Genomic DNA, 13,136 nt, shown 5'->3' on the forward strand with positions numbered 1-13,136 from the left:
TTGAAATCGAGAAATGAGGTGGCCCTCCATGAGCTCTAAAGACAATACAGTTAAGTTTAACGTTCAGGATGATTCAGCGAAGGTTGATGTACAGGAGCTACTCAACACAGTCTACAACGCATTGGATGAAAAAGGGTACAACCCGATTAATCAAATCGTCGGGTATCTTCTTTCAGGTGATCCGGCATACATCCCGAGGCATAACGATGCTCGTACACTCATTCGGCGCTTGGAGAGAGACGAGCTGATTGAAGAGCTCGTTCGACACTACTTGAAGGACAACCCTTCCTCTTAATGAGAACGCTAGGACTAGACATTGGAGATCACCGGATTGGTGTAGCGGTTAGCGATCTTTTTGGCTGGACCGCGCAAGGCTTACAAACGATCCACGTGAAAGGCAAAGACGACACGATGGAAGAGTTACGATCATTGATCGTTGAACAAGAAGTGTCTAAAGTCGTCATTGGTTTGCCGAAGAATATGGACGGTTCAATAGGGCCTAGAGCTGAGAAATGTCAAGAATTTGGCCGGGAGTTGGCCGAACGAGTCGAAGTGGTCGTTGAATTTTGGGATGAACGACTAACAACGAAATCTGCCGAGCGAACGTTAATTGAAGCAGACATGAGCCGGCAAAAACGAAAAAAGGTTGTCGACAAAATTGCTGCAGTGTTAATATTACAAGGGTATTTAGACCATACTGCACAAAGGCAATAAATTATAGAGGTGAATGAGATGTTAGAAGATAATGAGCGAATTGTAATTCCTGATCCAGATGGTGAAGGAGAACATGTATTTGAAGTGATGTTTACGTTTGAAATCGACGATACAGAGAAGACGTACGTTGTTGTTACCCCAGTCGTTGATGATGAAGAGGAAGAAGAAGATGAAGAAGTAGAGATCTTTGCTTTCCAATATGAAGAAAGCGCGGATGACCCTGAAGGCTACACATTGCATCAAATCGAATCGGACGAAGAGTGGGAAGTTGTCGAAGAAACCATCGCAACTCTCTTGGAAGAAGATGAGACACTACTCGTTGACGATAAAAACGATCTGCAGTAGTATGGGATGAGATCTTCCGGTCCGATATATTGGGCCGGATTTCTTTTCGCTTTAGGACTTATGGACAATGAGGAGGGGAACCCTCTTGGCGGAAGAACGAAATGAAAAAGTAACGGATCCGTTGGCAAAGCGGGCTGAGACTTCAAGAAAGGTCCGTAAAATTGTACTTATTACATTAGGGGCGATGGTGTTGCTCATAGGTGGTGCAGTTTTATATGGATATTTTTACATTCAATCAGCGGTTTCACCGGTGGATGCTTCCAGTGAAGAAGTCGTTGAAGTCGAAATCCCAATTGGTTCAACAGCGACGGGCATTGGGGAAATTTTGGAAGATGAAGGCTTATACAAAATGCAACAATCTTTCGATATTATGCCCGATATCAGAACTTCACTGGTTTTCAAGCTGGCAACTATGAGTTATCCAAGTCTATGGATATGGACGACATGATGCATGCCTTGCAAGACGGTGTATATATGGAAGAGTATGCCCACACATTTATTATTCCAGAAGGGCATCAACTTGAACAAATTGCCGTTCGCATTGCAGATGAAACGGACTACGATGAAGAAGACATTATGGACGTGCTCACAGATGATGAGTGGATGGAAGACTTGTATGAAGAGTATTCTTTTCTCGAAGACGATATTTTTGACAGTGATGTTCGCTACGCTCTTGAAGGGTATCTCTTCCCCGCAGCTTATGATTTTCTAGAAGAAGATACGCCAATTGAAGAAATGATTGAAAGCATGTTGCAACGAATGGCACAAGTATATGAATCTGTTCAAACGGATATTGTTGAAGAGAACGGTGATTTCGGGCCTGCAGAAGAGTTGAATGTACATGAAGTATTGACGCTCGCTTCCATTATTGAAAGAGAAGCCGCAACAGCTGAAGATCGCCGGTTAATTTCAGGCGTACTCCACAATCGTTTAGAAGAAGGCATGCGTTTGGAAGTCGACCCAACGGTAGCTTATGCCATTGGTGAACATCGGTATATGACGAGTTTTGATGATTTAGAAACGGAAGACCCGTATAATACGTATCGATACGGTGGCTTACCGCCAGGACCGATTGCAAGCCCAGGCGAAGATTCCATTCGTTCTGTATTCGCTCCAGAAGAGAGTGAATACCTATTCTTCTATGCTCGCTTCGGTGGTGAAGTGATTTACTCGAATACGTATGAAGACATAACGAAGTGCATCAACAATACCGTGATGAGTGGATTGAGGGTCAAGCAGAAGAGGATGAAGAAGACTCGTGAGTGCAGACCGAATCCAATATGTTAACCAGTTAAATAAATCGGTTGAACGACATGTTCCGACGATTACAGAGATGGAAGAGTATGCGAAGGAACATCACGTGCCTATACTTGATCAAGGGAGTACAAGCTTCTTAACGCAGATGATTCAACTTTCAGGTGCGAAGAGAATCCTTGAGGTGGGCACAGCGATTGGCTATTCTTCTTTACAAATGGCGAACGTTCATCAAGACATCGAGGTCGTCACCATAGAACGAGACAGTGAGCGTGCTCGTATGGCAAGAAATTTTCACTCACAGTGCGGAATGGACCGCCAAATCTCAATTTTAGAAGGAGATGCTTTTGAGTTCGAAGAGACACTCCAATCGAGCGAACCATTCGACTTTTTATTTATCGATGCATCTAAAGGGCATAATCGAGCGTTTGTAAATGCATTTTCTCCACGCTTAAAAAGTGGTGGAGTAATGGTTGTCGACAATGTATTGTTTCGTGACTATGTGACGGGTGACCTAGACATTCCGAAACGGTTTCGACAAATGGTAAAAAAATTACAAGCGTTTAATGACTGGCTAAGTAATCACCCGCAGTTCTCGACAACGTATTACACAATTGGAGATGGAATGGCAGTTTCGATCAAGCGGTCCATGACAAATGATGCCGAGAAATTATGATAGAAAATATTTGTAATTTGATGGTTACATGCGTATGATAAAAGCAGATTAGCATACGTGTAGATATGATTGTTATAAGAAGGAAAGTGCGAAAGCAATTCGTACTTTTCTTCTTACCAGTTAGAGGAGTGATTAGAAAATGGCAGAGGATAAAAAGTATTACATGACTGAAGAAGGCTTACAAAAGCTGGAAGAAGAACTGGAGTACCTAAAAACGACGAGAAGACAAGAAGTCGTTGAACGAATTAAAACCGCTCGTGACTTTGGGGATCTCTCCGAGAACTCTGAATATGATACAGCGAAAGACGACCAAGCATTTGTTGAAGGTCGAATTAGCCAGATCGAAAATATGATCCGCAATTCTGTAATCATTGAAGACGATGGAAACAATGATGAGGTTTCACTTGGAAAGTCTGTTACGTTCAAAGAATTACCTGACGGTGAAGATGAAGTTTACACGATTGTCGGAAGTGCAGAGTCGGACCCGCTTGAAGGAAAGATCTCCAATGACTCCCCGATGGCACAAAGTCTTCTAGGTAGAAAGGTTGGAGACCGAGCGAGCGTTTCAACGCCTGGTGGGGATATGGAAGTAGAAATTATCCGCATTCAATAGGGAAGAGTAAAATTCCGACAAAATAACCTTTCATCCGATCAGTAAATCCTTTAATATAAAGGGTACAAGTATAGTCTTGTATAATGAATGGATGATAATAGGTGATAACATATGGATGAAAACCAGCAGTATCAACGTGAAAGTCGTGCTCATATGCGCAAGAAACGAACCATTAATCGCATGCTCAACGTATCCATTGGCGTCGTCGTTTTGCTGATCGGTTTTTTCATGTTTACCCTGCTGTTCTCTGAATCGGAAGAAGTAGCCGACGATGAGGTTGATGAAGAAATTGATAATGAAACGGATATCGAAGAAGACGAAGATCCGCTTGATATTACAGAGCCAGAAAACGACGAAGAAGAAATTACCGAACCGATTGAAGAGGATGCCATTGAAGAAGATGATGAGGACGATGATTCAGAGGAATCCGATTCATCCCTTACACCTCCTGAAGACGGTGATTTTCAGCCGATTGGTACAGAGCAAGAATCACTAGATTTTACATTTACTGACGGTACTCAAAACCGTGCAGAAATGATGCAAGCGATGGAGTATGCAACAGGAATCCCTGAGGAAGATTGGGATTATCTTGAGCGTATCGAAAATAATGGTGGGCATGGATTGGCACGAGGCACGATGTATTATGAAGGAAGCCCGTATCGCGTTGAGATGGAATGGGTTGAAGATGAAGGTTGGCTCGTCACAAATGTAGAATAAGAAGTAACGGATTGCCTGTCGTTGTACGAACAACTTCAGGCTATTGTTACGTAAAGTGCTAAGTAGGGAAGGAATGGGTGTTGTGAAGATTGGCATTATCGGGGCAATGGAAGAAGAAGTTCGAACGATAGCAGCAAACTTGAGTAACCGAAAGGAAAAAGAGATTGCAGGTTGTTATTTCTATGAAGGGCTTCTGTACGACAATGAAATCATACTTATGAAATCAGGAATTGGCAAAGTAAACGCTGCAATCGGAACGACGCTCATGATTGAACTTTACAAACCTGATGTAGTCGTCAATAGCGGCGTTGCAGGAGGGCTTGATCGGACGATGAGTGTGGGTGACATCGTTATATCGACGGAAGTCCGCTATAACGACGTGGATGCAACAGTGTTTGGCTATGAATTTGGGCAAGTGCCGGCAATGCCTGCGGCGTACGTTGCAGATAACAACCTCCAAGAAGCAGTGAGCGGCGCTGCTAAGAAAAATAACATATCGATCGAACCGGGCCTCGTATTATCTGGAGATTCATTTATGAGCGATGAAACAAGAATTGATGAGCTTAAAGGGGTATTTCCAGAAGCATTGTGTACGGAAATGGAAGCCGGAGCGATCGCGCAAGTCGCGTACCGATTTGATTGTCCATTCTTAATCATTCGCGCATTAAGCGATATTGCCGGACAAGAAGCGTTACAGTCGTATGAATCATTTCTAAACACAGCTTCGAAAATCTCGGCAGACCTCGTTCAGACGATGGTTATGGACATGAAATAATTCCCTGCTCCCGCGCCTCTGTTTACATGCTAGAATGATAGCGATGGTACGGAGGAGGTTGAGGTGGGGAATATGGAATCAAAACATACGAAAGACATCCGTATAAAAACGACAGATTATCAACGGTTTGCAGCGGTCTTTTTGCTCGTTTCATTGTTTTTATCAGTCGGCTTTTTACTCCCTGAATCTTCAAAAGGGATGCGTTCTATAGATGGTTTATTGTTATGGACAGCAACGCTTTTTGGTGCGTTATATTGCATGACTTGTAGCTTAAAATGGCAAAACAAAGACGAGTGAACTTTTGTTCACTCGTCTTTTTCGTTAAGTACTTCGAGAAAATGTTCAAGGATTCTCGCAGTGAGTCCCAAATGTGCCGCCCCTCATGTTCATAGAACAGTTCAGGTAATTTTGCTGTTCGAAATGGGTAGTTACGCCCGCCAGCAATCCGTTCATAAGGAAAGTCTTCTGGAGGTTCTGGACGTAAAGGTATTGGAATTCGCTCCGGGGTTTGCTTTAACAAATCAGCAATCGGAACCGTAAAAAGTTCCTCCACTTCATCATTTGGTGCGAGTGGTGTTGGATCAATTAAAAATACATGAGGGTACACGACAATCCCGTAAGGTCAACCAACGGTCGAGACTCGAGATATGTGCTGCTTTGGAACGAGGGATGCCCGTCTCTTCACTTAGTTCTCGTGCAGCGGCCTCTACTGAAGTGAGGTCTTCTGTTTCGATTTTTCCCCCGGGAAAACAAATATCACCAGGTTGTCGTCGCATTTTGCTGCTTCGCACTTGAAACAACAGCACTGGTTCGTCGTTTTCGTACATTATCGGTAAGGCTACCGCAAACTGTACGGCTTCTTTTTCTCCTATAACTCCTGGTTGACGGTATTTTAATTTGCGAAAAAAAGAGTCTCTCATCGCTGTGCTCCCCCTATGAAGTCACCCGTGTTCAATCACTTTAGACTGAACCGGAATATACGACTCAAACCAATTGACGATTTCTTTGAGACGCTTTTTACGAAGCGCTGGAGGCCCGCTCCGGCTTAATTCGTGATTGGCATTAGGAAAGCGAACGAATTCGGTTTCTTTGCCAAGGTGTTTTAGTGTTTGGAACCATTGCTCGCCTTGTTCGATCGGACAACGTAAATCTTGTTCACCATGAAGGATAAGCAGAGGCGTCTCTACATCTTTTGCATATTTTAATGGAGAATGGTTCCATAGCTTTTCCGGGTCTTCTAGCAAATGAGCCCGATCTCCCATTTTGTAAAGAAATAGCCGATATCGCTTACCCCATAAAAACTAAGCCAATTGGAAATGGAACGTTGGGTAACAGCAGCTTTGAATCGATTGGTGTGTGAAACCATCCAGTTCGTCATAAACCCGCCATAGCTACCACCTGTCACACCTATATTGTCGACGTCAATCCAACCATAAGCATCAACTGTTTGATCAACTGCGCTTAACAAGTCTGTATAATCGTTGCCACCATAATCCCCGCGCACAGCATCTACAAACGTTTGTCCGTACCCGTAGCTTCCCCGTGGATTTGTATACAATACCGCATAACCTTTTCCAGCTAACACTTGCAGCTCATGAAAAAATGCATACCCATACATCGCATGAGGCCCGCCATGTACTTCTAATATGAGTGGGTACGATTGATCTTCTTGGAATCCAAACGGCTTTAATAGCCAACCTTCAATCGTCCAACCGTCATCTGCAGTAAATGAATGAGTGATTGGCTGGCTGAGCTCGACTTCATCTAAAATCGAGGCATTTAAATGTGTAAGCGGATGAGCTTTGTCACTTGTCTTTAGTAAAAATAAATTGCTCGGGTCTGTCGGCTGGCTAATGCCCACAATAAACGTATCGCTCGTGCGGTGATAGCTATACTCAAATACGTGCGCATTTTCTTCGTAGAGAACCGTTAACTCGCCATCCAACGACAATGAGAACAATCCCGTTTTTCCATAACGGCTAGCGGTCGTTATAACGTTTTGGTTGTCTTTCCATACATAGCCTGGGTTGCCCGCACTTGAATTCCAGTCGCTAATCATACTGTCTGGAAACTGCATGTCATATGCTTTTGTAATAACGTTTGTGCCTTGAGATGTTTTGATATAGATCTCTGTTTGTGTAGAGCCAGCAAATCCCTTTTGATGACCCGCATAGCTAAATAATGAACCGTCTGGTGACCAGCTAGGTAATGAATAGAGGCCATCCCCACTCGTCGCCTGTTCCAAAGATTTGTCGGCAAGATTCATAATAAATATGTCAGAAAGCTGTTCACCGTCTCCGTGCTTATTCATGGCGAAGCTCACTTTTGTGCCGTCAGGGTGCCATGCAGGTGCTAAAGCGTCTTGGGAGCCTTCTGTAAGCCGTGTAATCTCTCTTGTATCAATTGTATAGAGCAACAGCTGTGAAACCGTCTCATCGTGCCAACCACGACTGTCTGATTTATGCTTAAGACGTGTGATTCTGAGTGGTTCTTTTTGTTTTCGTTCTCGTTCTTCTTTCTTCGCTTCAGAAGAAAGTTCGCCTTCGTTGTACACATGAGTATCTGGAAGCACATGAGCGGAGAAAAGTAACGTTTTGCCATCCGGTGACCAATGGGGAGTCCCTGCTCCGTATTTCAAAAAAGTTAGCTGTTGCGGTTCTCCGCCGGTCGTAGGAATCATCCATAACTGGTTCGTTCCGCTTCGATTGGATAGAAATACGAGTTGCTTACCATCAGGAGAGAAACGGGGGGTGTGGTCTAAAACATCGCCGAACGTCCATTGCTGATGCTCGTGTTCAACCACTGAGCTAGCATATAGATGACTGTTGTAACTGTCCGCGTCATTAATGCTCGTTTTTATGTACACATAATCATTACCATCTGGGTGAAACTGTACGTCAGACACGCGTTCTAAGTTGCTCATATCTTCAATTGTCATTGCTCGTTTATTCATGCGAGTGCCTCCCTTAAAGAAAATATAAAAAATTTCAATTAGTATCATTTTAAGTGATTTCACTCGTGTTGACAATCCAGATGAACTGGCGGGCGTGCCGATGCGTTAGGGGAGATCAAAACCAGCCGAACAATAAGAACCGAAATTTCTCCTCGACCGGAGTCACCGATAATACTTATAGACTTTAAAAAGATGGACAGGAGCATATTTCATAACTTCATGATTTGAATACCTATACCGCTCTTGATATCGGACATATTATTAAAAGAAACCAAAAATAAGGAGGATTTAGAATGGGTTATTGTAAAAAATACAACAAAGGTTTTGGAGAGGAAAGTAAGTTCGACGATAATGATGTGGCAAGTGTGTGGGTGAATAGTGATAACAAAAACCGTAACGATAATGAGAACATCTTAAAAGATAAAAACTACAATTACAACAATAACGATAACAAAGCTTATGTGCAGAACAGTGGAAACTCTTACGTTGATGTTCATGTAGATTCAGAAGCTTTTGCTAGAGCGAGAGCTCGTCAAAACAGAGAAGAGTTTTAATTTAATTAAGAGAGGATGCTGTTTAATTATAGCATCCCTTCTATATTGGAGGGTTTATTGAGTGTATAGACGTGAGGATGTAATACCGAGCCGGCAGAAATTTGATACACAATCAATCATTTCAAAAAGCGGTAATTCAGATGTCGATGTGACAGTTAATGTTGAAACAACTGCGTTAGCTTATGCATTAGCGTGTTTTTACTATGCCGATGGTAGTCTTGATAGGGAGCAATATACTAAAATGTTGGAAGAGTTAGATTATCAATTTGGTAAAAGAGGTATGGGTACATCTGAAAAAAACTATGAACCAAAAAGAAGAAATTGGTTATTTTAATTATAAAGGAAAATCATTTATATAATTGCTCATCACAGATGGGCATTTTTTAATTAGAATAAAGTTGCGATTCTCGCCATAGAGTACAAATAATATTTTTAATAGTGTTAGTCGCATAAAAGTAGACAACAAAGATTTACGGCAGCTTTTTCTAGTCATCAATCATTTCTATAGTTGCGTTGGAATCATCAGGTGTTTTCGCTATGCCGTGCAATGGGTGATTAATAGCATTCTCCAATCTAAAAGTGCGTAGTCTTCAGTTTCTAAATTGAGTCTGCAATTTCTATTGACAGGACAAATGCTTACGTATACCTTGCCAAAAGTGAAGAGGGCATTAACAAATAACCGACCATTGTTTTACCTTGAATTTCAACATTGTTCAGCTCTGTTGTATATGCCGTAAGTTAATTTTGTTGCTAAGAGTAGAGATGAAAACTCTTCAGCTATATAGAATAAACTGAACATTTTCCTAATTGCACAGTTTGTTGTTGCTTTCCACTGCAGGCGGATGCTTGCACTCCGGACTATAAGTGCAACATCGGTGGCCAAAGTACGCCCACCGTGTTTTCTTTACACTCCAGAGCACAAGGGCAACATCCCTCGAAATCAATTAAACACTATACATACATTTCAAGTGCATCAATCTATAAGGATTTTTCAAAAGTTGGTCTCATTGAGGGGGACGAAACAAAGACTGTATATAGTGATAAAATAGCTGAGTTAACAAAAGGAACAGCAGGACCTGTCTATGGTCCTCACTACGGAGAATTAAAGGTAGCAGGGTAGCTGGAAGCTGAGAAAAATCTACCGTACCGTACACTAGTAGTACGTTCTGGACAAGTGGTAGGTCCACATGACTATAGTGGCCGATTGCCATATTGGGTTCACAGAATGAAACAAGGTGGGGATGTTATCGCACCAGGTGATCGTAAACGCCAAGTCCAAATTATTGATGTTAGGGATTTAGCAAGTTGGGTCGTAAATAGAGTAGAAGAAAGAGTTACAGGTATATATAATGTTACTGGACCATCATACAAATTGACAATGGAAGAACTACTGAATACATGTAAAGACGTTTGTAACCCGAATACAAAACTAATATGGATAGAAGAAGAGTTTTTGTTGAACAATCAAATAAAGCCTTGGGATGAATTACCTTTATGGCTCCCAGAAGCATTAAACGGTGCTGCTTCAGTAAACAACGAAAAGGCTTTAAACGAGGGACTGTCATTTTTACCGTTGAGACAAACAATAGAAGATGTGAACAGTTGGTTAGATTATAAAGGTAATAGCAATACATCGGACTTCGCTACAGTACTTTCTAAGGAAAAAGAATCTAAAATTATAGACGCATGGAAACAACTGTCGCGTTAGTGTAACAAGTGTAAGTAAACCACATTATACAAAGGTTCACTGGCTCCTTTTAATACGTATTCTTCATATTGACGACTTCCGCAAACTTCAAATAATGAATGTCTGATTGATTACAAACAATGCGGAATCATCATTATCGGCAGCCATGCAAAGAACTAGGCCACCCTTCAGCGAATTTTTCTACGCTGAGCGTATGAGATCAATGTACCTTGCCCCCTTTGCCGTATTGTAGGTAGGAAAATGCTTATTTAACGTATAGAGCCAGGAGCTCAAAACCAGCCGAAAAACAAGAACCGAAATTTCTCCTCGTCCGGAGTCACCGACCAGGCCATTGCCTGCATAAGATGGATGGAGGTGATCTTGGGAGGGATTCGGTATGTCGGGTATACTCGCAGGGATGTGTTTGTATTTAAAGAGATGATGTTGTTTGTTTCATACGTAAAGAACCACGCGTTCCCACAACCACTTTCGAAAGAAGAGGAAAAAGAATGCTTGGAAAAAATGAAGGAAGGCGACGAAAACGCAAGGAACTTACTCATTGAACATAACTTACGGCTCGTCGCACATATCGTCAAGAAATTCGAAAGTACGAAAGAAGACACAGAAGACCTCATCTCCATCGGAACGATCGGACTCATTAAAGGGATCGAAAGCTACTCGCCAAACAAAGGTACGAAGCTCGCAACGTATGCGGCACGGTGTATTGAGAATGAGATCCTTATGCATTTACGTTCACTAAAGAAAGTGCGTAAAGACGTTTCCATTAACGAACCGATTGGTGCAGACAAAGAAGGAAATGAGCTCAGTCTCATGGAAATTCTCCAAGATGACGCACCAGACATCGTCGATGCGTTGCAACTGAAGATGGAGAAAAAACAAATATACGAGTGCATTCACGTTCTATCCGAAAGGGAAAAAGAAGTCGTCGTCGGTCGTTTCGGTCTTGGTGAAGACGAGGAGCGCACTCAGCGCGAAATCGCAAAGGATTTAGGCATCTCAAGGAGCTACGTGTCTCGAATCGAAAAACGAGCTTTATTAAAGCTCTTCCAGGCGTTTTATAAACAGCAAAAAGGTGAATTGTAGAAGAAAAGTTTCGTACTCTTGATCTTAACTGGTCGTCAACGAATTTAAATTAGCTAACCCTCAACCTCGTCGTATAGGTAGGTTGAGGGTTTTCACTGTGGGGATTTTTTATATTAGTGAGAAGGTATGACCGGGCAGACCGACGAAAAATCGCATGTTTTTATAACAACATTCGGTTTAAACATCACAACTTCACGTTGCTGGGTGAAGGGTTTACGCACGTACACAGATGGGTGAATTGGAATCTTGTGGTCTATATAGAATGAACTCAACACTCTCCTAATTGCGCAGTTTGTTGTTGCTTTCCACTGCAGACGGATGCTTGCACTCCGGAGCATAAGTGCAACATCGGTGGTCAAAGTACGCCCACCGTGTTTTCTTTACAGTCCAGACTATAAGTGCAACATCAGCGGCCAGAATACGCCCGCTGTGTTTTCTTTATACTCCAGAGCATAAGGGCAACATCGGTGGTCAAAAGACGCCCACCGTGTTTTCTTTACACTCCAGAGCATAAGTGCAACATCGGTGGCCGAAGGACAGCCACCGTGTTATATTGACACTCCAGAGTATAAGTGCGACATCACCTCACCCTGCGCTGCCGCTTGTGTTCGCTGTGTCTACTTGACCGCGGAGGACCGGACGAGCCTCCTCGGTCTAAATAGAAAATACCACGTAGAGCTTGCTATGATGGGATTTTCTTATGTGGGGCGCCATTTTCTACTGAAATCCCCACATTGAATGGTTTTATACCCACATAGACGGTTCTATGATGGAATTTTTAACGATTGCAACCCACAATGTTGTTGAAATCCCCACAAAGATTGGTCCCGATGTGTCGTGTTAACGAGTAACTTAAAAAATGAGACGTAATTTTTTCAGCACCCTCCTAACGACCTGCGGGGTCTCGTCTCGACCCAACTTCTACAAGCGTCGCCGCCTTTTGTTCAAAGCAACGGTATTGAATTGGCGACATTGCTGAACTGAGGTTGCTCTATATTGGCATTCAACTCGATTCAAGCACTTTGGAGGTCAATAGCAGTAGATACCCATCCTTGCTACGTCTATTTTAAACGATTAAGATCGATCTCAAAGTCGATGAACTTTAGGCTTTAACGGGTGGTCTACCCTTCGTTTGTGAAGAAATTCTTTCGTTCAACTTATATAGATCATGTCCGAAACGATCTAATGGAAAGGACGAAAGAATTTCATTGGATGCCAGGCCTTAGAGAATCTATCGTTATTTTGTGTGATTTGACTGTTATGGCAAAGAGTGTCTTCATACCTCGTTGGCGTAGTTAAATTACTCCAATTGTGCTATGCCGAGTCGGGCAGGGAGCGTGGTTCAGATTGTGCGCGCTAGTTTACACTTTTTGCGATCAAGTTTGCTCTTTTTAGCGATTTTAGCGCTCATTTCGTAAAACTTGCGCGCAGTTTGTTCCAACTAGAGCGCAGATTGGACTAAATCGAACACCTCACGACCTGTCGGTCCCAGCGAGGCCGAACTGAAATCGGTCTTGGTTCGCGCGACTCGCGCCGACGGAAGTTTTGCGCTTGCAACTCGGGGTGCGGGGGCTGGGCGTGCGACTCATTGAAAATCGCTTTGGAACTAGATTGTTGATCGATTTCTTTAAAGGCTGAATCTGATTCCATAAATGGGCGTTAGGAACTAGATGTCGATCGATTGGAATCAGAACGAGGCAAAACGATCACTTATGAGTGAATCTGATTCCAATCAAAAATCTTT

17 protein-coding genes and 1 pseudogene are annotated in these 13,136 nt (G+C 42.7%); 14 read left to right on the forward strand and 4 right to left on the reverse strand.

The genetic code is table 11. The features are described from left to right. The first annotated feature begins 28 nt into the window (after positions 1 to 28). The 10 genes from JCM19037_RS19505 (at position 29) to JCM19037_RS30350 (ending at position 5,391) form a co-directional block, all read left to right on the forward strand. Complete coding sequence (locus tag JCM19037_RS19505; RefSeq protein ID WP_042403928.1) at positions 29 to 295, forward strand: IreB family regulatory phosphoprotein; 267 nt, start codon at positions 29 to 31, stop codon at positions 293 to 295. Further along, on the forward strand, positions 295 to 714 hold the full coding sequence (gene ruvX / locus JCM19037_RS19510) for a Holliday junction resolvase RuvX (protein ID WP_042403930.1): 420 nt from the start codon (positions 295 to 297) through the stop codon (positions 712 to 714). The genes JCM19037_RS19505 and ruvX overlap by 1 nt, the downstream gene beginning before the upstream one ends. A gap of 18 nt (positions 715 to 732) precedes the next feature. Beyond that, the gene (locus JCM19037_RS19515; RefSeq protein WP_042403932.1) at positions 733 to 1,059 is read left to right on the forward strand and encodes a DUF1292 domain-containing protein; all 327 of its coding nucleotides are present in this window, start codon (positions 733 to 735) and stop codon (positions 1,057 to 1,059) included. Positions 1,060 to 1,144: 85 nt separating this feature from the next. Beyond that, complete coding sequence (locus JCM19037_RS27835; RefSeq protein ID WP_238544823.1) at positions 1,145 to 1,507, forward strand: hypothetical protein; 363 nt, start codon at positions 1,145 to 1,147, stop codon at positions 1,505 to 1,507. Further along, a complete protein-coding gene (gene mltG / locus JCM19037_RS19520) occupies positions 1,417 to 2,346 on the forward strand; it encodes an endolytic transglycosylase MltG (RefSeq protein ID WP_238544825.1) in 930 nt (309 codons plus the stop codon). Before JCM19037_RS27835 ends, mltG begins: the two co-directional genes overlap by 91 nt. Then, positions 2,318 to 2,989 (forward strand): O-methyltransferase, encoded by a 672-nt coding sequence (locus JCM19037_RS19525; protein ID WP_042403934.1) that lies wholly within the window; start codon positions 2,318 to 2,320, stop codon positions 2,987 to 2,989. Before mltG ends, JCM19037_RS19525 begins: the two co-directional genes overlap by 29 nt. A 139-nt stretch (positions 2,990 to 3,128) precedes the next feature. Continuing rightward, positions 3,129 to 3,602, forward strand: coding sequence for a transcription elongation factor GreA (greA, locus tag JCM19037_RS19530; RefSeq protein ID WP_042403936.1), 474 nt, complete (start codon positions 3,129 to 3,131; stop codon positions 3,600 to 3,602). Positions 3,603 to 3,713: 111 nt separating this feature from the next. After that, positions 3,714 to 4,319 (forward strand): YrrS family protein, encoded by a 606-nt coding sequence (locus JCM19037_RS19535; protein ID WP_042403937.1) that lies wholly within the window; start codon positions 3,714 to 3,716, stop codon positions 4,317 to 4,319. A 73-nt stretch (positions 4,320 to 4,392) separates the two neighbouring features. After that, a complete protein-coding gene (gene mtnN, locus JCM19037_RS19540; protein ID WP_373901301.1) occupies positions 4,393 to 5,094 on the forward strand; it encodes a 5'-methylthioadenosine/S-adenosylhomocysteine nucleosidase in 702 nt (233 codons plus the stop codon). Positions 5,095 to 5,166: 72 nt separating this feature from the next. After that, positions 5,167 to 5,391 (forward strand): YrhC family protein, encoded by a 225-nt coding sequence (locus tag JCM19037_RS30350; protein ID WP_042403941.1) that lies wholly within the window; start codon positions 5,167 to 5,169, stop codon positions 5,389 to 5,391. On the opposite strand, the gene JCM19037_RS26075 is transcribed toward JCM19037_RS30350, so the two are convergent. The 4 genes from JCM19037_RS26075 to JCM19037_RS28865 are packed head-to-tail and all read right to left on the reverse strand — an operon-like array spanning position 5,300 to position 8,047. Further along, positions 5,300 to 5,701: a hypothetical protein gene (locus tag JCM19037_RS26075; protein ID WP_193744820.1), complete on the reverse strand. Its 402-nt coding sequence runs from the start codon at positions 5,699 to 5,701 to the stop codon at positions 5,300 to 5,302. The two genes, JCM19037_RS30350 and JCM19037_RS26075, sit on opposite strands and share 92 nt — an antisense overlap. Beyond that, positions 5,676 to 6,014 carry a CoA pyrophosphatase gene (locus JCM19037_RS23575; protein WP_052364104.1) on the reverse strand — a complete coding sequence of 113 codons (339 nt, stop codon included), beginning with the start codon at positions 6,012 to 6,014 and terminating at the stop codon, positions 5,676 to 5,678. The genes JCM19037_RS26075 and JCM19037_RS23575 overlap by 26 nt, the downstream gene beginning before the upstream one ends. Positions 6,015 to 6,035: 21 nt before the next feature. After that, complete coding sequence (locus JCM19037_RS28860; protein WP_255357951.1) at positions 6,036 to 6,338, reverse strand: S9 family peptidase; 303 nt, start codon at positions 6,336 to 6,338, stop codon at positions 6,036 to 6,038. Next, positions 6,332 to 8,047, reverse strand: a complete 1,716-nt coding sequence (locus JCM19037_RS28865; protein WP_255357952.1) for a S9 family peptidase — start codon at positions 8,045 to 8,047, stop codon at positions 6,332 to 6,334. Before JCM19037_RS28865 ends, JCM19037_RS28860 begins: the two co-directional genes overlap by 7 nt. Positions 8,048 to 8,340: 293 nt before the next feature. Here JCM19037_RS28865 and JCM19037_RS19560 point away from each other — a divergent pair, with 293 nt between their 5' ends. The 4 genes and pseudogenes from JCM19037_RS19560 to sigK all read left to right on the forward strand — a co-directional run bounded on the left by JCM19037_RS19560 (position 8,341) and on the right by sigK (position 11,392). Beyond that, entirely contained in the window at positions 8,341 to 8,601 is a 261-nt protein-coding gene (locus JCM19037_RS19560; RefSeq protein ID WP_052364105.1) for a hypothetical protein, read from the forward strand. A gap of 61 nt (positions 8,602 to 8,662) precedes the next feature. Then, positions 8,663 to 8,935 (forward strand): hypothetical protein, encoded by a 273-nt coding sequence (locus JCM19037_RS19565; protein WP_052364106.1) that lies wholly within the window; start codon positions 8,663 to 8,665, stop codon positions 8,933 to 8,935. 786 nt (positions 8,936 to 9,721) lie between these two features. Next, positions 9,722 to 10,309 (forward strand): NAD-dependent epimerase/dehydratase family protein, encoded by a 588-nt coding sequence (locus JCM19037_RS23580; protein WP_373901306.1) that lies wholly within the window; start codon positions 9,722 to 9,724, stop codon positions 10,307 to 10,309. 376 nt (positions 10,310 to 10,685) lie between these two features. Continuing rightward, positions 10,686 to 11,392, forward strand: a pseudogene (gene sigK, locus JCM19037_RS19575) (RNA polymerase sporulation sigma factor SigK). The last annotated feature ends 1,744 nt before the right edge of the window (positions 11,393 to 13,136 follow it).

This window comes from Geomicrobium sp. JCM 19037, assembly GCF_000698105.1.
In the GTDB taxonomy this organism is placed as follows: domain Bacteria; phylum Bacillota; class Bacilli; order Bacillales; family Marinococcaceae; genus Geomicrobium_A.

Coding starts and splice junctions, on each gene's coding strand:
- ruvX (WP_042403930.1), top strand. CDS start 295: ATGAGAACGCTAGGACTAGACATTGGAGATCACCGGATTGGTGTAGCG.
- JCM19037_RS19505 (WP_042403928.1), top strand. CDS start 29: ATGAGCTCTAAAGACAATACAGTTAAGTTTAACGTTCAGGATGATTCA.
- JCM19037_RS28865 (WP_255357952.1), bottom strand. CDS start 8,047: ATGAATAAACGAGCAATGACAATTGAAGATATGAGCAACTTAGAACGC.
- mtnN (WP_373901301.1), top strand. CDS start 4,393: ATGGGTGTTGTGAAGATTGGCATTATCGGGGCAATGGAAGAAGAAGTT.
- JCM19037_RS23575 (WP_052364104.1), bottom strand. CDS start 6,014: ATGAGAGACTCTTTTTTTCGCAAATTAAAATACCGTCAACCAGGAGTT.
- JCM19037_RS19560 (WP_052364105.1), top strand. CDS start 8,341: ATGGGTTATTGTAAAAAATACAACAAAGGTTTTGGAGAGGAAAGTAAG.
- JCM19037_RS19515 (WP_042403932.1), top strand. CDS start 733: ATGTTAGAAGATAATGAGCGAATTGTAATTCCTGATCCAGATGGTGAA.
- JCM19037_RS19535 (WP_042403937.1), top strand. CDS start 3,714: ATGGATGAAAACCAGCAGTATCAACGTGAAAGTCGTGCTCATATGCGC.
- greA (WP_042403936.1), top strand. CDS start 3,129: ATGGCAGAGGATAAAAAGTATTACATGACTGAAGAAGGCTTACAAAAG.
- JCM19037_RS30350 (WP_042403941.1), top strand. CDS start 5,167: ATGGAATCAAAACATACGAAAGACATCCGTATAAAAACGACAGATTAT.